The sequence below is a fragment of the Rhodococcus tibetensis genome (genome assembly GCF_024438035.1).
Lineage (GTDB): Bacteria > Actinomycetota > Actinomycetes > Mycobacteriales > Mycobacteriaceae > Rhodococcus_F > Rhodococcus_F tibetensis.
Window position 1 is genome coordinate 139,336 of the sequence record NZ_JANFQF010000008.1, and the last position, 20,473, is coordinate 159,808.

General features: G+C 66.4%; 33 protein-coding genes and 1 pseudogene. 28 read left to right on the plus strand and 6 right to left on the minus strand.

The genetic code is table 11. From position 1 onward, the window contains the following. Positions 1-15 precede the first annotated feature (15 nt). From NOF53_RS11780 to NOF53_RS11800, 5 genes are all read right to left on the minus strand, one after another. Entirely contained in the window at positions 16-1,791 is a 1,776-nt protein-coding gene (locus NOF53_RS11780; RefSeq protein ID WP_255968378.1) for a long-chain-acyl-CoA synthetase, read from the minus strand. Positions 1,792-1,877: 86 nt separating this feature from the next. Then, on the minus strand, positions 1,878-2,435 hold the full coding sequence (log, locus tag NOF53_RS11785; protein ID WP_255968380.1) for a cytokinin riboside 5'-monophosphate phosphoribohydrolase: 558 nt from the start codon (positions 2,433-2,435) through the stop codon (positions 1,878-1,880). After that, positions 2,435-3,235, minus strand: a complete 801-nt coding sequence (locus NOF53_RS11790; protein WP_255968381.1) for an LOG family protein — start codon at positions 3,233-3,235, stop codon at positions 2,435-2,437. Before NOF53_RS11790 ends, log begins: the two co-directional genes overlap by 1 nt. Positions 3,236-3,277: 42 nt before the next feature. After that, a complete protein-coding gene (gene dapE, locus NOF53_RS11795) occupies positions 3,278-4,351 on the minus strand; it encodes a succinyl-diaminopimelate desuccinylase (RefSeq protein WP_255968383.1) in 1,074 nt (357 codons plus the stop codon). 42 nt (positions 4,352-4,393) lie between these two features. Then, positions 4,394-5,350 carry an SMP-30/gluconolactonase/LRE family protein gene (locus tag NOF53_RS11800; protein ID WP_255968625.1) on the minus strand — a complete coding sequence of 319 codons (957 nt, stop codon included), beginning with the start codon at positions 5,348-5,350 and terminating at the stop codon, positions 4,394-4,396. A gap of 154 nt (positions 5,351-5,504) precedes the next feature. Between NOF53_RS11800 and dapD the strand changes: the two genes are divergently transcribed. From dapD to NOF53_RS11820, 4 genes and pseudogenes are all read left to right on the plus strand, one after another. Then, positions 5,505-6,458 (plus strand): 2,3,4,5-tetrahydropyridine-2,6-dicarboxylate N-succinyltransferase, encoded by a 954-nt coding sequence (dapD, locus tag NOF53_RS11805; protein WP_255968384.1) that lies wholly within the window; start codon positions 5,505-5,507, stop codon positions 6,456-6,458. 31 nt (positions 6,459-6,489) lie between these two features. Continuing rightward, positions 6,490-6,780, plus strand: a pseudogene (locus NOF53_RS11810) (amino acid permease); the annotation flags it as partial. A 41-nt stretch (positions 6,781-6,821) separates the two neighbouring features. Then, the gene (locus NOF53_RS11815; RefSeq protein ID WP_255968386.1) at positions 6,822-8,180 is read left to right on the plus strand and encodes a recombinase family protein; all 1,359 of its coding nucleotides are present in this window, start codon (positions 6,822-6,824) and stop codon (positions 8,178-8,180) included. 281 nt (positions 8,181-8,461) lie between these two features. Then, a complete protein-coding gene (locus NOF53_RS11820) occupies positions 8,462-8,620 on the plus strand; it encodes a helix-turn-helix domain-containing protein (protein WP_255968388.1) in 159 nt (52 codons plus the stop codon). Here the strand turns inward: NOF53_RS11820 and NOF53_RS11825 are convergent. Next, complete coding sequence (locus tag NOF53_RS11825; protein WP_255968390.1) at positions 8,606-8,866, minus strand: helix-turn-helix domain-containing protein; 261 nt, start codon at positions 8,864-8,866, stop codon at positions 8,606-8,608. The two genes, NOF53_RS11820 and NOF53_RS11825, sit on opposite strands and share 15 nt — an antisense overlap. Before the next feature lie 131 nt (positions 8,867-8,997). On the opposite strand from NOF53_RS11825, the gene NOF53_RS11830 reads away from it, so the two are divergent. From NOF53_RS11830 to NOF53_RS11950, 24 genes are all read left to right on the plus strand, one after another. Further along, a complete protein-coding gene (locus tag NOF53_RS11830) occupies positions 8,998-9,228 on the plus strand; it encodes a helix-turn-helix domain-containing protein (RefSeq protein ID WP_255968392.1) in 231 nt (76 codons plus the stop codon). Continuing rightward, a complete protein-coding gene (locus tag NOF53_RS11835; protein ID WP_255968393.1) occupies positions 9,225-9,362 on the plus strand; it encodes a hypothetical protein in 138 nt (45 codons plus the stop codon). The genes NOF53_RS11830 and NOF53_RS11835 overlap by 4 nt, the downstream gene beginning before the upstream one ends. Before the next feature lie 60 nt (positions 9,363-9,422). After that, positions 9,423-9,644: a hypothetical protein gene (locus NOF53_RS11840; RefSeq protein WP_255968395.1), complete on the plus strand. Its 222-nt coding sequence runs from the start codon at positions 9,423-9,425 to the stop codon at positions 9,642-9,644. A 116-nt stretch (positions 9,645-9,760) separates the two neighbouring features. Then, the gene (locus NOF53_RS11845; protein ID WP_255968397.1) at positions 9,761-9,961 is read left to right on the plus strand and encodes a hypothetical protein; all 201 of its coding nucleotides are present in this window, start codon (positions 9,761-9,763) and stop codon (positions 9,959-9,961) included. Then, positions 9,961-10,194: a hypothetical protein gene (locus NOF53_RS11850; RefSeq protein ID WP_255968399.1), complete on the plus strand. Its 234-nt coding sequence runs from the start codon at positions 9,961-9,963 to the stop codon at positions 10,192-10,194. The genes NOF53_RS11845 and NOF53_RS11850 overlap by 1 nt, the downstream gene beginning before the upstream one ends. Before the next feature lie 193 nt (positions 10,195-10,387). Then, complete coding sequence (locus tag NOF53_RS11855; RefSeq protein ID WP_255968402.1) at positions 10,388-10,645, plus strand: hypothetical protein; 258 nt, start codon at positions 10,388-10,390, stop codon at positions 10,643-10,645. 53 nt (positions 10,646-10,698) lie between these two features. Beyond that, positions 10,699-10,947, plus strand: coding sequence for a hypothetical protein (locus NOF53_RS11860; RefSeq protein WP_255968404.1), 249 nt, complete (start codon positions 10,699-10,701; stop codon positions 10,945-10,947). Continuing rightward, positions 10,944-11,108 (plus strand): hypothetical protein, encoded by a 165-nt coding sequence (locus NOF53_RS11865; protein ID WP_255968406.1) that lies wholly within the window; start codon positions 10,944-10,946, stop codon positions 11,106-11,108. Before NOF53_RS11860 ends, NOF53_RS11865 begins: the two co-directional genes overlap by 4 nt. Beyond that, positions 11,108-11,836, plus strand: coding sequence for a hypothetical protein (locus NOF53_RS11870; protein ID WP_255968408.1), 729 nt, complete (start codon positions 11,108-11,110; stop codon positions 11,834-11,836). Before NOF53_RS11865 ends, NOF53_RS11870 begins: the two co-directional genes overlap by 1 nt. Next, positions 11,833-12,030 carry a hypothetical protein gene (locus tag NOF53_RS11875; protein WP_255968409.1) on the plus strand — a complete coding sequence of 66 codons (198 nt, stop codon included), beginning with the start codon at positions 11,833-11,835 and terminating at the stop codon, positions 12,028-12,030. Before NOF53_RS11870 ends, NOF53_RS11875 begins: the two co-directional genes overlap by 4 nt. After that, positions 12,030-12,281, plus strand: a complete 252-nt coding sequence (locus NOF53_RS11880) for a hypothetical protein (protein ID WP_255968411.1) — start codon at positions 12,030-12,032, stop codon at positions 12,279-12,281. The genes NOF53_RS11875 and NOF53_RS11880 overlap by 1 nt, the downstream gene beginning before the upstream one ends. Beyond that, complete coding sequence (locus NOF53_RS11885; protein WP_255968413.1) at positions 12,278-12,538, plus strand: hypothetical protein; 261 nt, start codon at positions 12,278-12,280, stop codon at positions 12,536-12,538. The genes NOF53_RS11880 and NOF53_RS11885 overlap by 4 nt, the downstream gene beginning before the upstream one ends. Further along, a complete protein-coding gene (locus NOF53_RS11890) occupies positions 12,535-12,942 on the plus strand; it encodes a hypothetical protein (RefSeq protein ID WP_255968415.1) in 408 nt (135 codons plus the stop codon). The genes NOF53_RS11885 and NOF53_RS11890 overlap by 4 nt, the downstream gene beginning before the upstream one ends. 2 nt (positions 12,943-12,944) lie before the next feature. Next, positions 12,945-13,517 carry a 3'-5' exoribonuclease domain-containing protein gene (locus tag NOF53_RS11895; RefSeq protein WP_255968416.1) on the plus strand — a complete coding sequence of 191 codons (573 nt, stop codon included), beginning with the start codon at positions 12,945-12,947 and terminating at the stop codon, positions 13,515-13,517. Next, positions 13,514-13,873, plus strand: a complete 360-nt coding sequence (locus tag NOF53_RS11900) for a hypothetical protein (RefSeq protein WP_255968417.1) — start codon at positions 13,514-13,516, stop codon at positions 13,871-13,873. Before NOF53_RS11895 ends, NOF53_RS11900 begins: the two co-directional genes overlap by 4 nt. Then, the gene (locus NOF53_RS11905) at positions 13,873-14,100 is read left to right on the plus strand and encodes a hypothetical protein (protein WP_255968419.1); all 228 of its coding nucleotides are present in this window, start codon (positions 13,873-13,875) and stop codon (positions 14,098-14,100) included. Before NOF53_RS11900 ends, NOF53_RS11905 begins: the two co-directional genes overlap by 1 nt. A 50-nt stretch (positions 14,101-14,150) precedes the next feature. Beyond that, positions 14,151-14,363, plus strand: a complete 213-nt coding sequence (locus tag NOF53_RS11910; RefSeq protein WP_255968421.1) for a hypothetical protein — start codon at positions 14,151-14,153, stop codon at positions 14,361-14,363. Further along, positions 14,360-14,698 (plus strand): hypothetical protein, encoded by a 339-nt coding sequence (locus NOF53_RS11915; RefSeq protein ID WP_255968423.1) that lies wholly within the window; start codon positions 14,360-14,362, stop codon positions 14,696-14,698. Before NOF53_RS11910 ends, NOF53_RS11915 begins: the two co-directional genes overlap by 4 nt. Before the next feature lie 293 nt (positions 14,699-14,991). After that, positions 14,992-16,014 (plus strand): HNH endonuclease, encoded by a 1,023-nt coding sequence (locus NOF53_RS11920; protein ID WP_255968425.1) that lies wholly within the window; start codon positions 14,992-14,994, stop codon positions 16,012-16,014. Next, positions 16,007-16,375 carry a hypothetical protein gene (locus NOF53_RS11925; protein ID WP_255968427.1) on the plus strand — a complete coding sequence of 123 codons (369 nt, stop codon included), beginning with the start codon at positions 16,007-16,009 and terminating at the stop codon, positions 16,373-16,375. The genes NOF53_RS11920 and NOF53_RS11925 overlap by 8 nt, the downstream gene beginning before the upstream one ends. Next, on the plus strand, positions 16,372-17,190 hold the full coding sequence (locus NOF53_RS11930; protein ID WP_255968428.1) for a hypothetical protein: 819 nt from the start codon (positions 16,372-16,374) through the stop codon (positions 17,188-17,190). The genes NOF53_RS11925 and NOF53_RS11930 overlap by 4 nt, the downstream gene beginning before the upstream one ends. Next, positions 17,190-17,564, plus strand: coding sequence for a DUF6221 family protein (locus NOF53_RS11935; protein ID WP_255968430.1), 375 nt, complete (start codon positions 17,190-17,192; stop codon positions 17,562-17,564). Before NOF53_RS11930 ends, NOF53_RS11935 begins: the two co-directional genes overlap by 1 nt. A gap of 686 nt (positions 17,565-18,250) precedes the next feature. Then, entirely contained in the window at positions 18,251-18,745 is a 495-nt protein-coding gene (locus NOF53_RS11945) for a phage terminase small subunit P27 family (RefSeq protein WP_255968432.1), read from the plus strand. Between the two features lie 7 nt (positions 18,746-18,752). After that, positions 18,753-20,462 carry a terminase large subunit gene (locus NOF53_RS11950; RefSeq protein ID WP_255968434.1) on the plus strand — a complete coding sequence of 570 codons (1,710 nt, stop codon included), beginning with the start codon at positions 18,753-18,755 and terminating at the stop codon, positions 20,460-20,462. Positions 20,463-20,473 lie beyond the last annotated feature (11 nt).

The following is a 20,473-nucleotide window of genomic DNA, read 5'->3' on the forward strand; positions in this document are numbered from 1 at the left end:
CCGCCTGTGAGCGCATCAGCCCTTGGGAAGCGCGCCCTTCGCGACCTCGTCGACGTAACCGTCGTAGGACGGGCAGTACCCCTTGCTGCGTCCGGCGAGAACGAAAAGCCGGGCAGAGTCCTCCACGTCGTAACCTTCCTTGCGCAGTTCCACCTTGCGGCTCTTGAACGTCGACGTCTGTTCGAGGGAGTCGACGACGCGGACGAACAGCGGCACCGCATACGACGGCAGCCGCTCGAAGAGGAGTGACGCTACGTCCGGGCCGTCGAATTTCTCGCCGTCACACAACGTCACCGCCGCCATACCTGCGCGCCCATCGGTTCCCGGGATCTCGACCCCGTAGACGACGGCATGCTCGACCGCGGAGTGCGCGAGGATCGCCCCCTCGACCTCTGTGGTGGCGACGTTCTCGCCCTTCCAGCGGAAGGTGTCACCGAGCCGGTCGACGAACGCGACGTGCGACCACCCCTGGCGGCGCACCAGGTCGCCGGTGTCGAACCAGCAGTCGCCGTCGTCGAAACCGTCGCGAACCAGTTTCTTGTCGGTGGCCTCAGCGTCGGTGTAGCCGTCGAACGGCGCCCTGTCGGTGACCTTCGACAGCAGCAGCCCGACCTCGCCGGTACGCACCTTCCGCAGCCGGCCGTCGGAGTGGCGTTTCGGCGATCCGCTGTCCTCGTCGTACTCGACCACCGCATGCGGGAGTGGGCAAATTCCCGCGGTCTTGTCGAGGTTGAGCGCGTTGACGAACGCGATGTTGCATTCGCTGGCCCCGTAGAACTCGGCCACCCTCGAGATGCCGAACCTGCTCGTGAACTCCGACCAGATCTCGGGGCGGAGGCCGTTGCCCACCATCAGGCGGATGGAGTTGTTCCGATCCTGCGGCTTCGCCGGCTGGTTGAGGAGGTACCGGCACAGTTCACCGATGTATGTGAACGCTGTGGCACCGTTCAGTTCGACGTCTGCCCAGAAATTCGACACCGAGAACTGTTTGCCCAGCGCGAGGGTGGCGCCCGACCCCAGCACCGAGGAGAGGGACACCGTCAGCGCGTTGTTGTGGTAGAGCGGCAGGCAGCAGTAGAGCGTGTCGCTGCTGCGCAGACGCACACCCATGTTGCCGAGGCCGGACATGCTCTTGAGCCAGCGGAAGTGGCTCATCACACTCGCTTTGGGAAGGCCGGTCGTGCCCGAGGTGAAGATGTAGAAAGCCTTCTGCTTGGCCTGGATGTCCTCGCACACGTCCGGGTCGTCCTGCTCGGCCGATTCGGCGAGCTGGTCGAGGTCGTCGTAGTACAGCACCGAGGACACGGCGGGCGGTTCGTCGAGCGAGTCCATTGCCTCGCCGCACGCCTCCGACACCACCAGTAGCCGGCTGTTCAACAGCGCGATGCTGTGTGAGAGCACCTCACCGCGCTGATTGTGGTTGAGCATGCCGGCGGCGGCACCGAGTTTCACCACCGCGAGTGCGATCAGCAGCGTCTCGGGAAGGTTCTTGCCGAGAATCCCGACGACGTCGCCGCGCGAGACGCCGAGGTCCGCGAGCGCGTGGGCGTAGCGGTTGACGCGCACATTGGCGGACGCGTAGCTGAGCGACTTGCCCTCGAATCGCAGGAAGGTGCGACGCGGGTGCGCGGCGGCTGCCCGCTGAAAGACGAGACCGATCGATTCCTTCGCGTCCGGGGTCCTCATCAGACCCAGGACTCCCTTTGCCATGAACGGCAGTTCCGGAATCATCGCCGGCAACCGCCGGGCAAGGTCGACCACACTGATCGTCGAACGTGCTTCAGAACGCATGACATCCCCTCAGGCCTGCAATATGAATCACGTCACCTTACTGCACGGTAACAACCCGCGCCACGGCGGCGATGATGCTGCCGATCTCAGGAGACGCAGGCATCGAGAGCGGCCTCCACGTCGGTGCGGACGAGTAGTCGATCGAGGGCCCTTTGCGCCACGAAACCGCCGCCGCGCAGGCTGTCGAGCCACTCCAGGAGCCCGGTGTAGTGCCCGACCGGGTCGAGGAGCACCACGGGTTTGTCGTGCATGCCGAGATAGCCGGCTGTCCACGTTTCGAACAGCTCCTCGAGCGTGCCGATTCCACCCGGCAGGGTGATGAAGGCGTCCGCCCGGTCCTCCATCACCTGTTTGCGTTGCCGCATGGTGTCGGTGACGACCAGTTCGTCGGCGTCGACGTCGGCTACCTCCCGGTGCACCAACGCTTTGGGGATGACACCCACCGTATTCGCGCCCCCGGCTCGCGCCGCTTCGGCGACCGCGCCCATCATCGACACGTTGCCGCCACCCGAGACGAGTTGCCAACCGCGGGCGCCGATCTGGGCTCCGATCTGGCGGGCGAGTTCGAGGAAGTGCTCCTCGACCGGCCCGGACGCACAGTAGACACACACCGACAAGGGTTGAGATACAGCACCTTTCGGCATCACCACTGATCCTCCGTGCCGGCCGGTGCGTCGTCGTCGACGCCCTGTTGCGCCTTCACGACGATCTGCACGGCCTCCTCGACGCTGTCGGTCACGTGCAGCAGATTCACATCTCCTTCGGAGATCTTTCCGCTCCGCTCGAGCGTGTTCCGAAGCCAGTCGACGAGCCCCGACCAGTACTCGGTGCCGAACAGCACGATCGGGAATCGCGTGACCTTCCGGGTCTGGACCAGGGTCAGCGCCTCGAAGAGTTCGTCGAGGGTCCCGAACCCGCCGGGCAGGCAGATGAACGCCTGCGAGTACTTCACGAACATCGTCTTGCGCGCGAAGAAGTACCGGAAGTTGATACCCAGGTCGACCCATTCGTTGAGCCCCTGCTCGAAGGGCAGTTCGATGCCCAGACCGATGGAGTAGCCACCAGACTCGCTGGCGCCGCGGTTGGCCGCTTCCATGACACCGGGGCCGCCGCCGGTGATGACGGCGAATCCTGCCTCGGCCAGGCCCGCACCCAGTGCCCGTCCCGCCTCGTACTCGGCGTGGTCGACCGATGTCCGGGCGGAGCCGAACACCGTGACCGCCCGCGGTACCTCGGCGAGGGCCCCGAAGCCTTCGACGAACTCGCTCTGGATCCGCAGCACCCGCCACGGGTCGGTGTGCACCCAGTCGGTCGATCCCCGCTCGTCCAGCAACCGCTCGTCGGTGGTCGTGGCCTCGTCCTTGCGGGCGCGCCTCAACTGGATCGGGCCGCGGTGCTTCACGGTCGACGACTTGCGACCGTGATTGTTCTTCTCGGGTGCCATGCGCCCCAGGCTAACGGGTGGCCCGAGCCTCCGATCGGGCAGTCAGGACGCCGTCAAGTACGCCCGCAGGACGGTCGTGACATCGGTAATTTGCTGGACGGGCACGTGCTCGTCCCGCTTGTGCGCGAGATTCGGGTCGCCCGGACCGTAGTTGACCGCCGGGATCCCGAGGGCCGAGAACCGAGAAACGTCGGTCCACCCGTACTTGGCCCGGAACCGACCGCCCGCTGCCTCGATGAGAGCGGCGGCCGCGGGATCGCTCAGCCCCGGGAGGGCGCCGGGCGAGAGGTCGGTGACCTCGAAGCCGAGTTCGAGCCCGTCGAAAACCCCGCGGACATGGTCGACGGCCTGGTCTGCGCTGCGGTCGGGCGCGAACCGGAAGTTCACATCCAACTCCGCCGCATCGGGAACCACGTTGCCCGCCACTCCGCCCGCGATCCGCACAGCGGAGAGGCCTTCGCGGTACACGCAGCCGTCGATGTCGACCGATCGTGCCGAGTAGTCCGCGAGGCGCTGTAGTACGGGTGCGAATCGGTGGATGGCGTTGTCACCGAGCCACGACCGGGCGGAGTGCGCCCTCGTCCCGCGGGTCGTGAGGGTGACACGCAACGTCCCCTGGCAGCCGGCCTCGATCTGGCCGCCCGTCGGCTCCCCGAGGATCGCGACGTCTGCCTGCAGCCAATCGGGCATTTCACGTTCGATCCGTCCGAGCCCGTTGTGTACGGCGGCGATCTCCTCGCAGTCGTAGAACACCAGCGTGAGGTCGTGGACCGGGTTCTCGATGGTGGCCGCGAGATGCAGGAACACCGCGTCGCCCGACTTCATGTCGACGGTGCCGCACCCGTGCAGCAGGTCACCCTCCCGCCGTGACGGCACGTTGTCTGCAATCGGCACCGTGTCCAGGTGCCCCGCGAGCATCACCCGACTCGGCAGCCCCCGGTTCGTCCTGGCCAGCACGGCGTTGCCGTTGCGGATGATCTCGAACCCGTTCGTCTGGGTGTGCAGCGCGGATTCGACGGCCGCCGCGATCACCGACTCGTCGTGCGAGACGCTCGGGATGTCCACCAGCGCGGCGGTGAGGTCGATGGGATCGGCGTGCAGGTCCAGTGTGCTCACCCGTCCACCCTAAGCCGCGCGCGCGGACGGGGTGCCCTGCCGCTAGCCGTCGAAGCCGCCGGGAATCTCGTAGATCGCCCCGTCGAATCCGATGCGGAAGAGCCGTCCCGCGGAGAAGCCGCCGGAGCCCTGTCCGTAGAGGACCATGCTCGACATCGGCAGTCCCGACGCCAGCACGCAGTACCGGCCGGGAGTGTCGACGCGCCAGATCTCACCCCGCGCGTTGGCAGGAACCACCGGCCGATTCCGCGAGTCGAGCGCGAGCCCGTCAGGTGCGGCAAGAGCATCTGCACCGGTCAGGGTGAGCACGTCCTCGGGCGCACCCGGGTTCGCCAGCGGAATCCGGCTCACTCCGGGGTTCACGAAAGTGCGTGAGACGTACAGATAGCGGTCGTCGGAGCTGAGTGCGGCACCGTTGGCGCTCGGCAGCGCCGCCCAGTCGGGCTCGACGCCGCCGTCGGGGAAAACCCTGCCCACCTGGGTGGCGAAGTCGTTGGTGGCGTAGACGACGCCGTCGCCCGCCACCGCAAGACCGTTCGCGGCGCTCAGACCGGACGCGAGGGGAGTGAGTGCACCCGTCCCGGTGTCGAGGGTGGCGATCGCACCCGGACGCACCGCGTCACCGACAGCGACCCGCGCGTCAGCCCCGTACCCCACCAGCAGCGATCCGTCGGGCGTCCACGCGAGGGCACCTGCTCCACTTCCCCCGGGCACCGTCGCCACGGGCACTGCGCGAGCACCGGGTGCATCGAGCCGGAAGACCCGGCCGGTGACGAGGTCGGTGGTGTAGAGCCGCCCTGCACTGTCCACGGCCGCACCTTCGAGGGCCGCCCCCGGCACCTGCCCCACAAGGACGGGTGGACTGCCGGCACCCGGGCAGACCGGTGCGGCAGCCGCGGCAGGTGCACCGGCGACGGAACCCACCCCGGTCAGCATGGCAGCGGCCGCCACCGCTCCGAGTCCTGCCCTGACGAGACGACCGAACTGTCGAGCGTGCATTCCCACGACCCTTCCTCCCCGGCGCACCGATGCCCGGTACGCGTTCCCGTGCATGCTCCCGTAATCAGCGCGAACCTGCAGCGTTTCCCGTCGACGACCCGATGCCGCGACCGCCGAGGGGCACCCCTGTAACCACCCAGTAACCTCTAGTGCCGTGAGCACACAGGGAGCATCAGCAGTAGGCATCGCCAACGTGACGGTCGGCGGCACGGTTCTCGACACCTGGTTCCCGGCGCCCGAGCTGGGCACCTTCGAGGAAGCGGGCACCGTACGGGTCGAGGGTGGCGACATCCCGTCAGATCTGGCACTTCTCGCCGGTCCCGACGAGGCGCGCGAGGTGGATCAGATCGTGGTCCGCACCACGATCACCGACCTGTCGGCCCCGCCGGTGGACGCCCACGACGCCTATCTGCGCCTGCACCTTCTCTCGCACCGCCTCGTCGCGCCCCACGGCGTGAACCTCGACGGCCTGTTCGGGTTGCTGTCCAACGTGGTGTGGACCAACTTCGGTCCCTGTGCCGTCGAAGGTTTCGAGAAGGTGCGTTCCCGCCTGCGGATCCGCGGCGTCGTCACCGTCTTCGGTGTGGACAAGTTCCCGCGCATGGTCGACTACGTGGTGCCCTCCGGTGTCCGCATCGCCGACGCCGATCGGGTCCGCCTCGGCGCGCACCTGGCCAGCGGCACCACCGTCATGCACGAGGGATTCGTCAACTTCAACGCGGGCACGCTCGGTAACTCCATGGTCGAAGGCCGCATCTCCGCGGGTGTCGTCGTCGACGACGGATCCGATGTGGGCGGCGGTGCTTCCATCATGGGCACCCTGTCCGGTGGCGGCAAGGAAACCATCTCCGTCGGGAAGCGGTGCCTGCTCGGCGCCAATGCCGGTCTCGGTATCTCGCTGGGCGACGACTGCGTGCTCGAAGCCGGCCTCTATGTCACCGCGGGCACGAAGGTCACCGGCCCGGACGGCACCGTCGTCAAGGCGAAGGAACTGAACGGCAAGTCGAACCTGCTGTTCCGCCGCAACTCGGTGTCGGGTGCGGTCGAGGTCGTGCCGTGGAAGGGCACCGGTGTCGAATTGAACGCCGCTCTGCACGCAAACGACTGAATTTGTGAGCGGCACGCGATCACCTGACACCATGACCGACTCGGACACCCTTGGCCGCGGCCTGAAGGTCCGCCACCTCACGATGATGGGCCTCGGCTCGGCCATCGGTGCCGGACTGTTTCTCGGTACCGGTGTCGGAATTGCCACGGCCGGTCCCGCCGTTCTCGTCTCCTACCTTCTCGCCGGTCTGATCGTGGTCTTCGTGATGCGCATGCTCGGCGAGATGGGGGCGGCGATCCCGGCCAGCGGGTCCTTCTCGCATTACGCCCGGATCGGCATCGGCGAGTGGGCCGGATTCGTGATGGGCTGGCTCTACTGGTTCAGGAGCCGTAATCCCTGGTCTATCAAGGTAGACTTTAGGGTATGACCCGCGCAGTTGTCTACACACGCATATCGGCAGACCGGGAAGGTGCCGGGCTCGGCGTCGAGCGTCAGCGCCAGGACTGCGAGGCCCTGGCCGAGATGCTCGGATGGACGATCGTCGAGACCTTCGCGGATAACGACATCAGCGCCTACTCCGGTAAGCCCCGTCCGGGCTACCTTGCGATGCTCGACACCCTCGAAGCGGGTAACGCCGACGCAGTCCTCGCATGGCATGCCGACCGACTGCACCGCTCCCCCGCCGAACTCGAGGGTTTCATCGACCTGTGCGACCGCAAGGGCGTGGTCGTTCGGACAGTGCAGGCTGGCGAGATCGACCTCTCGACGCCGTCCGGAAAGATGACCGCGCGCATCGTCGGGGCTGTCGCCCGCCACGAGATCGACCACGCCCGGCAGCGGATGGTCGCCGCGCACGCCCAGTCGGCGAAGAACGGCGGCGCCCACGGCCGCGTCCCCTACGGGTACCGGGCGGTGCGCGAGGGTGCGAAGGTGATCGCCCGCGTTCCTGACGAAGAGACCGCACCGGTCGTGCGCGAGATCGCCCGCCGCGTGATGGCCGGCGAATCGCTGTACTCGATCGCGGCTGATCTGACCGAGCGCAAGATTTCGACGCCGGGCAGCTCGGAAGCCTGGCGTGCGTCGATTATGAAGCAGATGATGGTCCGCCCGACCTACGCGGGGATGCGCTCGCACCACGGCGTCGTCACGCAGGGCAGCTGGGAACCGCTGATCAGTCCCGAGGACCATGCAGTGATCGTGTCACTGCTCAACGACCCGAAGCGGAAGACACACCGAGGCGTCGAACCGAAGTACCTGCTGAGCGGGATCGCGAAGTGCGGGGTATGTGGCGATCCGGTGTGGCGGCTCAAGTCGAACGGTCACAGCGCCTACGCCTGCGCGAAGAATCGCTGCGTCTCTCGTCGGGTCGAGCCGGTCGACCGGCTGATCGAGGCGGCCGTTATCAGTAAGTGTGAATCTATGTCTGGAGTGGAAGATCTGGTCGACGCATCAGTGTTAGATGCGACACAGGAAGCGCGCCGTCTGCGCGCCCAGCTTGACTCGTTCGTCGATCGCGCAGCAGAGGGAGAGCTGACCGCCGCGTCTCTCTCGCGGATCGAAGCGAGGCTGCTTCCGCAGATTCGTGAGGCCGAACAACGGGCTAAGTCTGTACTCAACCCGCTGGTAACTGACCTCCTTGGTTCGAACGCACGTTCGCGTTGGGAGGCGATGTCAGTTACTTCCCGGCGGCACGTCGTGCGCTCGCTGATGTCCGTGACCATAAATAGGGGCGGGCGCGGTAGAGCCTTTCGTCCCGAATTTGTTCGGGTTGAGTGGCTGTAACGGCAGGTTTCAGAAAGGGACTACCGACTGGTAACTGAGTAACGACGTCTTTACCTGACCGATACTGGCGTGGAGCCGTGAACACGCGGATAGATGGCGACGCCCTCGCGAAACGAGGACGCCGCATGCATTCGAAGGTCGGAATACGAACAATGACGCTCGACTCTGGGATCTCTGGAATCACCCCTGCGACCACAACTGAGTTCTGCTCGTTGTGCGCGAATGATCGCGCCGCTGAGGTGGTGACCAGCCGACATCCGGTCCCGGGGATACTGCACGCTATGCGCCAGGCCGGCGTAAACGTCTACGATCTGGCCGAGGCGATCGGAGAAGCCACCGCAACGGTGCTGCGGTGGTTCAAGTGGCCGTCGACCATGCCGCTCGAGTCGGTCGTCGACATCGCGCGAGTGTTGGGCGTAAGGCCTTCAGTCCTGTTCTGACCGCTGCCGCTCCTCGGCCGCGGTCATCAGCTTCCGCACGCTCATCTTCACGGCCGCGGCCAGGAGGGCGATCTCTTCGACGTCCATCGCCCGCTTTCCGGACAGGATCTTTCCAACGGTGGAGCGGGGAATTCCGGTGCGCTCGCTGATGTCTACATGTGTCAGCTCGAGACGCTCAACCGCCGCGCGCAACTCCTCTGCGACCGCGACCGTATAGCTACCTACACGCCTAGGACTCTGTGCCATATGGAGCACAGTACATCCCCCGTAACCCTTGGTGCTCTATATAGCGCGGCGATTGAGGTACCAGTTCTGTGAACTGCATCACTGTAATTCGACGCTTGTCATTCTCCATATAGAGCGCTACTGTGCTCTATATGGAACATCTCCAGCTCACTCGAGCCGTTACCGAAGTCGTCAGGCGGGAACTCGAAGCAGCCGACATGTCGCTGCGAGAAGTGTCCCGCCGCACCGGAATTGCGCTTTCCACCCTCGCGAGCCGCATGCGCGGCAAGACCCGATTCAACCTCGACGAGCTGGACCTGATCGCCGGATTGCTGAGCCTCCGGCCGTCTGACTTGGTTCGTACGGGCGAGGAAGAGGAATGACCGAGTGGACACCTGAAATGCAGGCATGGCTCGAAGAAACCATGAGCCGCTCGACTCCCCTGACGATCACGCAAGAGGACGTCATCAAGTCGGAATTCCGCAAGGTGAAGCTCGACCCACCCACTGCGGCATAGAGAAAAGCCGTCAGATGCGGACACATCTGACGGGCCAGTGATCTCCCGAAGGGAACGAACGTGATTCAGATTAAACCACAGCCGCGGCTGACCGAGCACGACGTGCGACAGATCGCCCGCGCAGAGATCCAGCGCCACGCGTCAATGCAGGAAGTGGCCGTTTCGGAACCGACCACCGGTGGCCTCCGGTCCATGGTGGTCGACGGTTTCGAAGTGGCCTCGTTCGCAGTGAACATGGTCGCCGCTCTCGGCATCACCCTGGCGAAGTCGCTAGTCCGCTAGTCCGCCGGTGGCGGCGGGAGCCCAACGTGAATGTGGAGTTCCGTTGACACGCACCAGATGTGCGCCCCGCCGCCACCGGATTCCAACCCATCCCATCTCATTGAATCGAGACACCGATGACTGTTCAGGACGAGGCCAGGACATACGACCTGCTCACCCTCGAAGAGTTCGAGCGTGCATGCGATCAGGCGCTCGCGCTCGCCGCACCCACCCCGACCGCCCGCCGGCCGATCGGCTTCACCGGCTGGCTGTCGCTCGCCGGTCTCGTCGTCGTCCTGGTCCTCATCGGGCTGGCAGCCGCGCCGGGTATGGCCTGATGTCCTGGGACCTCGAAGGGAACCCCGTCGCGGACGGCTACTGCCCCACACACGCGTGGGCGCAGGAGCCGTGCGCCGAGTGCCCGGCACCCGCCACACAGGACGGCGGCGGCATGTACGCCACGTGCTCGGTGTGCACCGGCGAGTACATCGCCCTCGGCCAGACCGCGGCCGGGCCCGGCACGTGCCCCAACTGCACCACCAGCTACGGCTTCGTTGGGGGTCTGCTGTGAGCACGAAACGCCACCGTTGCCCGGGCCGTTGCGGAGTCGTTGTCCGGCACGGCCGCTTCGCGTGCTCCGACTGCTGGGCGAAACTCCCGAACCACCTCCGCCGCCCGGTCCTCGCGACCATCGGGAAACCCCCGTCGAGGTCCAAGACCGAAGCGTGGCAGTCCGCCGCCGACTACCTGGGAAGCAGGGACCGATGACCACCCAACTCGACGCCGACGACCTCCGCGCACTGTCCACCAAGCTCGGGTCGCAATACGCGATCCTCCGGATGCCCGGTGCCGGCGACTTCCCTTGGCACTCCGAGGATGAGCTGGCAGCCGTCTGGCACACCGGATTCGGCATGGTCCGAATCTCCGTCGATTCCTTCCTCGACCCAGAGACCGCGCTCGCCCTCGCCGCCGCCATCGCCGAGAAGGCCACCAACGCAATCGCCCTGAGGTCCGGCGACTGATGCCCGGCTCGCGGTGCAGGAACTGCAATCAGGAGATCGTGTGGGCGAAATCCATGACACGTGACGCATGGGTACCGCTCGACCCGTCGATGGACGCCGCCGGGTCCGTCCGCAAACGCCGCGTCGACGACACCACCTACGCCCAGGTACTCAGCGGCGACGACCTCCACGCCGCCGTCGCGAACGGCGAACTCCTGTGGGTCCTGCACCGCGACACGTGCAACGCATTCCGCCCAACCAACCCCATGCCCGCCCACGTCCGCGACGCCCTGCCCGCACGGCGCCGAACGTTCCGGTCATGAACGACGCGGCCCGCGCCGCCGACGAGTGGTGGCACACCCTCCCGGACGACCGCCGCGCCCAGATCCACCGGTGGGTCGACCCACCCACCACCGGCCCGCCGCCCGTCGCCGGGCAGTACGAACTCCCGATCCACGACAACGAACAAGGAGGTGACGACTGATGGCATCGATCCTCGTCGGAACCAACGACCTGCGCGCCGGGCTGATCTCGGTCCTCGTCCACGCCTGCACCGACCCCGAACTCCCCGGCCTGTGCCGCATCCGCCTCGACGTCGGGAAGGAGAACGTCACCGTCACCGCCACCGACCGGTTCACCGCAGGCCTCGCCCTCGTCTCCGTGTTCGCGCACCTCGACCACGAGCTCGAAGAGACCGACATCCCGTGGGCCGAGATCATCGACCTCACCGTCGACGACGCACAGAAAATCCTGAGCATCTTCAAGGCAGGCAAGGACAAGGCCGACGAACCCGAGTTCCTGCTGCGCATCGAGACGACCGATACCCACGTCACCGTCACCGACTCGTCCGGGATGATCGACGGCCGCGCACTGAAGCTGCCCCGCCTCGCCGCCGCCGACGCGTTCCCCGACCTCACGGACCTCTTCGCGAAGGTCCACCACGGCAAACCGTCCCTCCTCGAGGACATGGCAGTCGGCGGGAAACTCCTCGCCAGATTCAAGGCCGCCGCCGCCTGCTACCGCGAAGCCCTCCTCATCGAAGCGACGACCAGCTCCCGCTCACTCACCATCCGATGCGGCGAATCGTTCCTCGGTGTCCTGATGCCAGTCCACCTGGACGACGAGGCCCGCGACAAACAGAAGGCATGGCGTGACGCCTGGACCGAACGCCTGCCCCTCCCCGCGTACGCCAACGACTCGGCCGAGTCATGACCGCCCCAGGGTTGTTCCCCGACTGCGTGCTGCCCGGATGCCGACAGCCCGTCGCGAAGATCGGCGACACCTGCGACACCTGCCGCACCGCGTTCGGTGCGTTCCTGCGCCCCACCGAGGCCGCGCTCACCGCCACCGAGATCGCCGAACGGGACCGCGTCGTCGCCGCCACCTACGCCGCGCGGAGGACCTGATGACCATGTACGCCACCACCGAACGCGACGGCTCCGCAGTCACCGTCGTCCGCGCCTCCGGAGACCTGGTCTGCCTCCGCTGCCCACTGATCCCCGGCCGCGACGTCTACAGCCGATTCACGGCCGCCGACATCCCCACGATGCTCGACCACCTCGACTTCCACCAGATCCTCGGCCAACACGTCCCGCCGGCCACCTTCCTACGCCTGCGCACCGAGCACGCCGACAACTTCGAGAAAGGCCCCCGATGAATCCGCTCCGCACCCCACCGCCCGCACCCACCCGGGTCCGCGTCGCCCGCGAGCACCCGATCCCCGGCACAGATCGCACGTCCACCGAGATCATCCCGTGCCACACGATGTACGGCGGGCACGACGGCGAAACCCATTGGTGGGCAATCCGCACCGTCACCGACGAATGGATCCGCCCCACCGACACCATCACCCACGACCCGATGCCACTGGACTACGCACTCAGCGGCTACACCACACCGGCGGTAGCCGCATGAAGAACGCAGCACGCACACTCCGCAACGGCATCATCTGCGGCATCGCAGGATGGGTCGGCGGCTTACCTGTATGGCACATGTCCGACCCCGCCGACGTCATCACCAACTGCCCGGCGAACTCGCCGCTCCGCACCATCGCCGACCAATCCGCAGCCTTCGCCCTCGGCGACCTTTCGGCATGGGGATGGGACCTGATCGACCGGCTACGCCAGAACCGTTGGCAGGCAACGATCACCGACTGGAGAAACACCCGCGAGGTGTGGCGGACATACGCGCAGGCGATCGACAGCGCACGCGGCTACCTCACAGGTGACCACACGAGCTATGACACGCGGCGATACCCCGCCAGCGCCCGCACCTACTGCGAGTGGCTCGCCGACCGCATCAACGAAATCCAGGAGTGACCATGGCAACCCGCTACTTCTACGACACCGAGTTCCTCGAAGACGGCATGACCATCGACCTCATCAGCATCGGCATCGTCGCCGAGGATGGCCGCGAGTACTACGCCGTCAGCTCCGATCTTCCGATTGCCCGGATTCGCAAGGACGACTGGCTGCTCCGCAATGTGATGACGAGCCTGCCCGTGAACGAGCCGCAGTCCCTGCAGCGGTACGTCGAGAACTCGCCCAATCACCACCCGCGACCATCGGTAAGCACGTTGGACGTCGACCGCCGAGACTCACGCGTCAAACCGGAATGGGTCATCGCCAACGAGGTCCGAGACTTCCTCCTCGCCGCCCACGGTGTCGAACTGTGGGCCGACTACGCCGCGTACGACCACGTCGTTCTGTGCCAGCTGTGGGGCCGCATGATCGGACTGCCCACCGGCATCCCGATGTTCACGAAGGATCTGCAGCAGCGACTCAGCGACCTCGGCAACCCGCGCGTGCCCGAGCAGACGGCCGGACTGCACAACGCGCTCGACGATGCACGCCACGTCAAGGCTGTTGTCGACTACATCGAGGCCCGACCATGAGCCTCGGCATCGAACGGGCCCGCGAGCAGAAGGGTCTCGGCAGCCATACCGAGCAGTGCGACCGCGGCATCGCCCAGGCCGTGCGCGAGGTCGACGAGATGCGGGCCGAGAACGCCAAGCTGCTCGCCGTCGTAGACCGGTATCGGCAGGAACGGGACGAGGCGCGCGAGGAGGCCACTCGCATCCAGGCCCGGCAGATCGCCGAGGTCGCCGACCGAATCGACTCACGCTCGAACGCGATGGTCATGGATTTGGTCGCGCGACTGCGTCGTGTGGAGGACCTGGCCGGACGCGCCGACTGGCGCGGCACACCCCACGGCGTGGAGCTGCTCGCGATCCTCGAAGGCGGTGCGTGATGGCGCGCTGGTACATCCGCAAGGCCCGTCAAGGCGAACTGTGGGCGGGCTCATGGCAGGTCATCGAGCGCGACGGCGGGAAGTATGGCTTCGACGCTGCTCTCTTCCTCGGCCCGAGTTGGGCCGACGCCATGGGCTGGCTCGAATGGGAGCTGGCCCGTCGCCGCCGAGCACGTAAGACCGCTCGCCGAGCCATCGACGCGTTCACCCTGACGCGGGGTACCTGATGCCCGCCTGCGAGCACAGCGGGCTCGGGCACTGTGCCGCAAAGCATCCCGTGGGCTGGCCGAAGGGACTCGACCGATACCTGTGGGGCGTCGCGTGGATTCCCGACGAGGGATGCCTGCACCCGTTCCAGTACGTACTCACCGAAGCCGAAGCCGTGAAGCACCTCGGCTGGGAACTGACGAAGCGGTACCGGCCCGCGCGGCGGCCCGTCGTCATTGTGCGCCGCGAGAGCGCATCCGAACCGTGGGAGGCGACGCTGTGACCGAGCTGCCCGACGACCCGATATCCCTGGGCGGGTGGGGTCACGATCTGAAGCCGATCCCTGACGGCGAACCGAAGGTGTACGGCGAGGACTTCAAGCTCCTCGACTGGCAAGAGGACCGGTTGCGGGGGGTGCTTCCCCACACGGCCATCGAATGGGTTCTGTCGGTTGGGACGTGGACCCTCCCGGGCGTCGAGCCCACGACGGATACCGCTCCGGACACACGCACACCGCAGGAGCGCGCGCTGCCTCGTCCGAGCACCATGCCACCGATGTGGGCTCAGCAGCCGCAGAAGTCGAAGCGGGACCGCCGACCCACAAGGCGGGTCAAGTGACTAGCCGTGCCCCTCCGCCTCCGTATGCCCCAGGCCCATCGATTCCACCGTGAGGACGTAACGAATGATGCTCTCCGCTCTCAACTTCCACAGCCGTCAGGTAGGTGGCTGACGTGCCGTGGGTGCGGTGGGGCGACACGTCCGCGAACCATCCGATCGTCTTGAGTGTTCTCGAGCATGAGGAGTGCGACGACAGACTCGTCAACGAAGTCCACGGCTTCATCAGCCGATGCTCAGCGCAGGCAGGCGCACACACAACCGACTACGTCGTTTCCCGCGGTACAGCGGTTCTGATGGCTGGTCCGTCGCGTGTCGACGTCATGGTCGCCGTCTCGATCTATGCGGGCTACATGTCCGAGATCGAGGTCGACGGCCGCACCGCCTACAAGCTCATCGACGATGATCACGACTTCCTGCACCTTCGGCTGCGGGAAGAGATCGACTGGGAGAAGCAGCGCAAGTCCGACAACTCCAACCCCGCCCTGATCGTTCCCGTCCGCCTCCGCGACGGTGACGCATGCCGGTGGTGCGGAAAGGTCGTCGACTGGTCCGCCAAGACAGGCGGACGCGCAGGGACATACGACCACCTCGTCCCCGGCCAGGGCGCGACTATCGACACCTACGTCGTGTGCTGCCGCAGCTGCAACGCCTCGAAGGGCAAGGGCGCACACCCCGAGAAGCACCCGAACCTCTACGACGCGCCCGTGCAGCCGTACTTCTCCCGCCACTCGATCGACTGGCTCACCGAGAACAACTGGCGCAAGGACCAAGGCCTGCCAGTCCCGCCACGGCCCCGCAAGGTCGTAGCCCCCGGAACACCGGCCCCCGGCACCCAGCCGCCGGCCACCCCGAAGATGCACGGCCAGAGCCCCGCCACGGCGGCGAGTTCGGCCACCACAGGAGAGCGACCCGACAACCAGTCGGGGCACGCGGGCACACCCGATCAGAACAGCACCACGCACGGCTCTGACACTCCTGCACAGCGAACCGACACCATGTCGGCGACCGCGGCCTCTTCCGAGCGACCCGACCACGTGTCGGCGACCGCCACCAACACCGGGGCAGACCAGCACGAACCCCAGTCCTGGCAGGACCCTGACAAGATCCCGCAAGATCCGATAAGAGCGCAGACTGCAAATCCTGTCGGAACCGGTCGGGGCGGGTCGGGACGGGACGGGTCGGGACGGGACGGGAGCCCAGCTCTACCCCCACCCTCTGATAGCCGATCTGCAAACCCTCGGAAGTCCTCACGTGGTCGCAGACGTCGTAAACCACGCTCCTCTCAGAAGCTGACCCCCGGGAGAACCAATGACTGACCTCACCCCCGCAGAGATCCACCAACTCGATTCCCGGGCCCTCGAACTGGTTGGCATCGTCCACGGCGGCGGCGGCCCCGCTGAGGTAGAGACCCTCGTCCGAGGACTCACCCCACAGCAGCTCACCGGCATCGCGATCTCCTGCGCCGCCATGGTCGACCCGGACAAGCAGATCGGCCAGCTCCTCGCATGGATGAACCTCGACGACCCGTCCGAGGGATGGTCAACCGACGAGTTGAAGGACGCCCACACCAAGTACGCCCGCGGCGTCCGCACCCCATCCGTCGAGAACGGCGAGCGGATCTATCAACGCCTGCGCAAGCGCAACAACCGGACGAGGGAAGGCAGCACCCGCGCATGAAGAAGACCACCGTCCACTCCGTCGCCCAGGACCTCGCCTACCTCGAAGAGGCGTGGCCGGCCATCGTGAACCTGAAGATCCCCGGCACCGCCCGATCATGGGTCGAGACACCCCGACGCCGTGGAGTCCTCTCGGCCGCCGACCGAGAACGCCTCGGCAAGAAGGGCGTGCCCCGTCAGTCGCCCGTCGACGTCGGCGTGCTCGACCTCCTCGCCCTGATCGCATCCCGATCCGAGGACATCTGCCGCACCGTCGTCGAGGTAGCCGGACTCGGGCAGGCCGCACTCTCGGGGGAGCAGTCCCAGTGCAAGCCGTGGGCGTGGCTCGACGCGACCGCCGTGACTGCGGCCATCGAATGGCACACCGCCCGGTTCCTCCCCACCGCATCCGCCGCCAAGTACCCCGTCCCGTGGTTGCTCGTCGCCCGGCTCTGGCTGTCCGCGGCACAGGAGTTCGACGACCGCACCGTGCCATGGGTCGCGGCAGAGATAGCCGGCCTCGTCGGTGCGGCGGCCCGACTGCTCGGCGATGTGCGTGACGGCCAGGTCATGAACGGCATCTGCCCGTGGTGCGAGGGCCGAACCATTGGCGCCATCCTCGGAGGTGAACGCACGATGCAGATCGTCTACCCCGACCTCGACGACGAGGCCGACGAACCGGTCATCGTCTGCACCGGCGAGTACTGCGTGCCACCGTCATCGGCGTGCGGGATGCGGAAGGATGGGATGCCTGCCTGGCCTCGTCGTGAATGGGACTGGCTGTCGACCATGCTGCGCACCCCAGGTGCCCAGCTCGAAGAGAAGGCGAGTGTCTGATGGACATCGTGGACTTTCTGAATGCCCGACTCGACGAGGATGAGCGGATAGCCGATGAGGCGCGGTGCCTAGTCCCTGGCAAGTGGGAGAGCAGGGGCATCGACCTCATTTACGCCGACGTCGACGGGGTAGCAGGAACATTGCGCCACGAGGAGGACGCTGTCCACATCGCCCGGCATGACCCCGCTCGCGTGCTGCGTGAGGTGGCGGCGAAGCGGAAGATCGTCGAGACCTATCGCGAGGCACGCGAGCACCCCGACTACCGGACCGACCCAGTGCTCCACGCAATGGTCAAACAGCACAAGCAGTTCGCGCTCTTGCCTCTCACCGAGGTCTACCGAGAGCACCCCGACTTCGGCAGGTGGCGATCATGAGCACAGTGCACCGACAAGGAGACACGCCCATGCTGATGAGCTGGCTTGCTATGTGAGTTATCCACAGGCACAATGTCCCCAGTCGATCTCCCATGCCCAGGTTCGGGTGTGGGAGATCTTTCGTTGGAGGTGATGGCCATGCCATCGATGCCACCGAAGGTGTGCAACAAGTGCCGCGGCCGAGTGCGCGCCGGGCAGCGATGCCCGACCTGCCGACCAGCTTGGCAAGGGTCGAGCTACTCAGGTGGATCGACGAGACGCGGACGACTCCTCGCGAAGCAGCAGCTCGAAGACCACCCGATCTGCCAAGCCCCCGGCTGTCGACGACTCGCCTCCCAGGTCGACCACATCGTCAACCTCGCATCGGGCGGAGACCGGTACGACCGGGCCAACCTTCAGTCCCTCTGCGGACCTCACCATGAGGCCAAGACGCTCGCCGAGGCCCGCGCCGGGCGACGTCGCCGCACCGCCGATGACGACCCCGCGCCCTTCTGACACATAACAGCAGGTCAGAGGGGTAGGGGGGTCCGAATCTCTGACCAGGGATGACGGGACCTCGGCCGGGTAACTCTTCTTTTTTCTGAACAAGTTGGGTGCAATGGGGGGTCACCACCCCTGAACTGGCGTTTCAACCCTTTTCGATACCCGTATCGGCCTCGCTGAATGGCCTGTCGTTGGAGGTTCTGATGCCTGGTCCGTCCCCTGCCCCCGCGAACATCCGCCTTCTGAAGGGTCGATCCGAGGGACACGACGTCGCCGGCCGACCCGTCGCACCGCCACCGCCCTTCAAACGGCTTCCCCCGAAGCCTCCGACGTGGCTCTCCCGCGAGGCCAAGGCGGAATGGCGGCGGATCTTGCCCGAGCTGACGCGCCTGGACCTCGTGAAGAAGGAGGACCGGGCCTCGCTCACCGCGTACTGCGAGACCTGGGCCACCTGGGTCGACGCCGTGCGCAGCGTTCGGCGAGACGGCGCGGTCGTGAAGAACACGTCCACCCGCAAGGATGGAACCGAAACTACTTGGTACACAAAGAATCCCAGCGTCTCCGTTATGGAGAAGGCGTCGCAGCAGCTTCGTTCATGGGCGCAGGAGTTCGGGCTGACCCCGAGCGCCGAGGGCCGGTTAGTGAGGGACGGTGCCCGCAGCAACGCGGAAGAGGACTCGGAAAACCCGTTCCAATGACGTAGAGATGCCCAGCGACGCCGAACTCTCGCGGCTGAAGATCTCACCCGAGGTCGCTTGGTACATGCTCTCGCGCGGTATACCGCTGCCCGACTGCCCGCCGCTGCACAAGACACCCGAGCCCCGCGACCTGCCGGGTGCTGCGTTCGATCCGGAGCGCGTCGACAAAGTGCTCCTCGTCTTCTCGCTCCTGCGTCACACGAAGGGCCGGATGGCGGGCAAGCCGCTGAAGCCGGACCCGTGGCAGATCGCGTACGTGCTCGCCCCGGTGTTCGGATGGGTGCACCTCGACGAGGACCTGGGCGACTACGTCCGCATCATCACCACGCTGTACGTCGAGCTGCCACGTAAGAACGGCAAGTCGACACTCGCGGGCGGAATCGGGATTTACCTCACCTGTGCGGACGGTGAGCAGGGCGCACAGGTCATCGCAGCGGCGACGACCCGCGATCAGGCCGGGTTCGTGTTCGACCCGATCAGGCAGCTCGCCGACTCGTCGCCCGCGCTGAAGCGGTTCGTCAAGCCGCTGAAGTCGCAGATCCTGCACAAGCGCACCGGCTCGTACTTCAAGGCGATCGCCAACGCGGGTGACGCCCAGCACGGTGCCGACCTCCACGGCGGCATCATCGACGAGCTGCACCTGCACAAGGACGACGAACTGGTCGAGGCCCTCGAAACGGGCACAGGCTCGCGTAGCCAACCGCTGATCATGTTCATCACGACAGCGGACGCGGGTCGACGGCACACCCCGTACGACGCGAAACGCACTCGTGTCGAGCAGCTCGCCCGCGGCGCACTGACCGACCCGAGCACCTACGGCGTCGTCTTCGCGGTCACCGCCGAGGACGATCCGTTCGCCGAAGAGACGTGGCGCAAGGCGAACCCCGGCTACGGGATCTCGCCGACCCGCCGCTACTTGCGGGAGAAGGCCCTCGAAGCGCAGCAGTCGCCGGCCGATCTGGCGAAGTTCCTGCGCCTGCACCTGGGGATCCGCACCAAGCAGCTCTCGCGGTACATCGAGCTGGCCGCGTGGGACCGCAACGCCGGGCCAGGGTTCGACGAGGCAGACCTTGCGGGCCGTCCCTGCTACGGCGGCCTGGACCTCGGTAACACCTCCGACCTCACGGCGCTGTGCTGGGCGTTCCCCAACGCGGCCCGCGACCGGTACCAGATGATCTGGCGGCTGTGGACACCCGAGGACAACCTCGAAGCCCTCGACAAGAGGACGGCGGGCGCGGCCACGGTGTGGGTGCGGGAGGGCTGGCTGAAGACGACACCCGGCAACGTGTCGGACTACGACTTCATCCAGGCCGAGCTACTCGCGGACTGCGAGACGTTCGACGTCCAGGAGATCGCGTACGACCGGTGGAACAGCAGCCAGCTGGTGAACAACCTCGTCGCCGAGGACGCGCCGATGGTGACGATGGGCCAGGGCTTCGCGTCGATGTCTGCTCCGACGAAGGAGATTCAGCGACTGACCCTCCTCGGGGCGAAGGGTGCGCCCGCACTCGAGCACCGCGGCAACCCCGCCGTTCGATGGATGGTCGACAACCTGGCTGTCGCAATGGATGCAGCGGGAAACGTCAAGCCGGACAAGGCGAATTCGGGAGACAAGATCGACGCCGTCGACGCCATGGTGATGGCAATCGCGCGGGCTCTCGAGTCCGAGGGGCCAACCGAAAGCTACTACGAATCCAACGATCTGATGATCGTCTGACGAAGGGCACC

What these genes read in the sequence shown, in the direction of transcription:
- NOF53_RS11780 (WP_255968378.1), bottom strand. Translation starts at nt 1,791, where the DNA reads ATGCGTTCTGAAGCACGTTCGACGATCAGTGTGGTCGACCTTGCCCGG.
- log (WP_255968380.1), bottom strand. Translation starts at nt 2,435, where the DNA reads ATGCCGAAAGGTGCTGTATCTCAACCCTTGTCGGTGTGTGTCTACTGT.
- NOF53_RS11790 (WP_255968381.1), bottom strand. Translation starts at nt 3,235, where the DNA reads ATGGCACCCGAGAAGAACAATCACGGTCGCAAGTCGTCGACCGTGAAG.
- NOF53_RS11800 (WP_255968625.1), bottom strand. Translation starts at nt 5,350, where the DNA reads ATGCACGCTCGACAGTTCGGTCGTCTCGTCAGGGCAGGACTCGGAGCG.
- NOF53_RS11815 (WP_255968386.1), top strand. Translation starts at nt 6,822, where the DNA reads ATGACCCGCGCAGTTGTCTACACACGCATATCGGCAGACCGGGAAGGT.
- NOF53_RS11820 (WP_255968388.1), top strand. Translation starts at nt 8,462, where the DNA reads ATGCGCCAGGCCGGCGTAAACGTCTACGATCTGGCCGAGGCGATCGGA.
- NOF53_RS11825 (WP_255968390.1), bottom strand. Translation starts at nt 8,866, where the DNA reads ATGGCACAGAGTCCTAGGCGTGTAGGTAGCTATACGGTCGCGGTCGCA.
- NOF53_RS11830 (WP_255968392.1), top strand. Translation starts at nt 8,998, where the DNA reads ATGGAACATCTCCAGCTCACTCGAGCCGTTACCGAAGTCGTCAGGCGG.
- NOF53_RS11835 (WP_255968393.1), top strand. Translation starts at nt 9,225, where the DNA reads ATGACCGAGTGGACACCTGAAATGCAGGCATGGCTCGAAGAAACCATG.
- NOF53_RS11845 (WP_255968397.1), top strand. Translation starts at nt 9,761, where the DNA reads ATGACTGTTCAGGACGAGGCCAGGACATACGACCTGCTCACCCTCGAA.
- NOF53_RS11850 (WP_255968399.1), top strand. Translation starts at nt 9,961, where the DNA reads ATGTCCTGGGACCTCGAAGGGAACCCCGTCGCGGACGGCTACTGCCCC.
- NOF53_RS11855 (WP_255968402.1), top strand. Translation starts at nt 10,388, where the DNA reads ATGACCACCCAACTCGACGCCGACGACCTCCGCGCACTGTCCACCAAG.
- NOF53_RS11860 (WP_255968404.1), top strand. Translation starts at nt 10,699, where the DNA reads ATGACACGTGACGCATGGGTACCGCTCGACCCGTCGATGGACGCCGCC.
- NOF53_RS11865 (WP_255968406.1), top strand. Translation starts at nt 10,944, where the DNA reads ATGAACGACGCGGCCCGCGCCGCCGACGAGTGGTGGCACACCCTCCCG.
- NOF53_RS11870 (WP_255968408.1), top strand. Translation starts at nt 11,108, where the DNA reads ATGGCATCGATCCTCGTCGGAACCAACGACCTGCGCGCCGGGCTGATC.
- NOF53_RS11875 (WP_255968409.1), top strand. Translation starts at nt 11,833, where the DNA reads ATGACCGCCCCAGGGTTGTTCCCCGACTGCGTGCTGCCCGGATGCCGA.
- NOF53_RS11880 (WP_255968411.1), top strand. Translation starts at nt 12,030, where the DNA reads ATGACCATGTACGCCACCACCGAACGCGACGGCTCCGCAGTCACCGTC.
- NOF53_RS11885 (WP_255968413.1), top strand. Translation starts at nt 12,278, where the DNA reads ATGAATCCGCTCCGCACCCCACCGCCCGCACCCACCCGGGTCCGCGTC.
- NOF53_RS11890 (WP_255968415.1), top strand. Translation starts at nt 12,535, where the DNA reads ATGAAGAACGCAGCACGCACACTCCGCAACGGCATCATCTGCGGCATC.
- NOF53_RS11895 (WP_255968416.1), top strand. Translation starts at nt 12,945, where the DNA reads ATGGCAACCCGCTACTTCTACGACACCGAGTTCCTCGAAGACGGCATG.
- NOF53_RS11900 (WP_255968417.1), top strand. Translation starts at nt 13,514, where the DNA reads ATGAGCCTCGGCATCGAACGGGCCCGCGAGCAGAAGGGTCTCGGCAGC.
- NOF53_RS11905 (WP_255968419.1), top strand. Translation starts at nt 13,873, where the DNA reads ATGGCGCGCTGGTACATCCGCAAGGCCCGTCAAGGCGAACTGTGGGCG.
- NOF53_RS11920 (WP_255968425.1), top strand. Translation starts at nt 14,992, where the DNA reads ATGGCTGGTCCGTCGCGTGTCGACGTCATGGTCGCCGTCTCGATCTAT.
- NOF53_RS11925 (WP_255968427.1), top strand. Translation starts at nt 16,007, where the DNA reads ATGACTGACCTCACCCCCGCAGAGATCCACCAACTCGATTCCCGGGCC.
- NOF53_RS11930 (WP_255968428.1), top strand. Translation starts at nt 16,372, where the DNA reads ATGAAGAAGACCACCGTCCACTCCGTCGCCCAGGACCTCGCCTACCTC.
- NOF53_RS11935 (WP_255968430.1), top strand. Translation starts at nt 17,190, where the DNA reads ATGGACATCGTGGACTTTCTGAATGCCCGACTCGACGAGGATGAGCGG.
- NOF53_RS11945 (WP_255968432.1), top strand. Translation starts at nt 18,251, where the DNA reads ATGCCTGGTCCGTCCCCTGCCCCCGCGAACATCCGCCTTCTGAAGGGT.
- NOF53_RS11950 (WP_255968434.1), top strand. Translation starts at nt 18,753, where the DNA reads ATGCCCAGCGACGCCGAACTCTCGCGGCTGAAGATCTCACCCGAGGTC.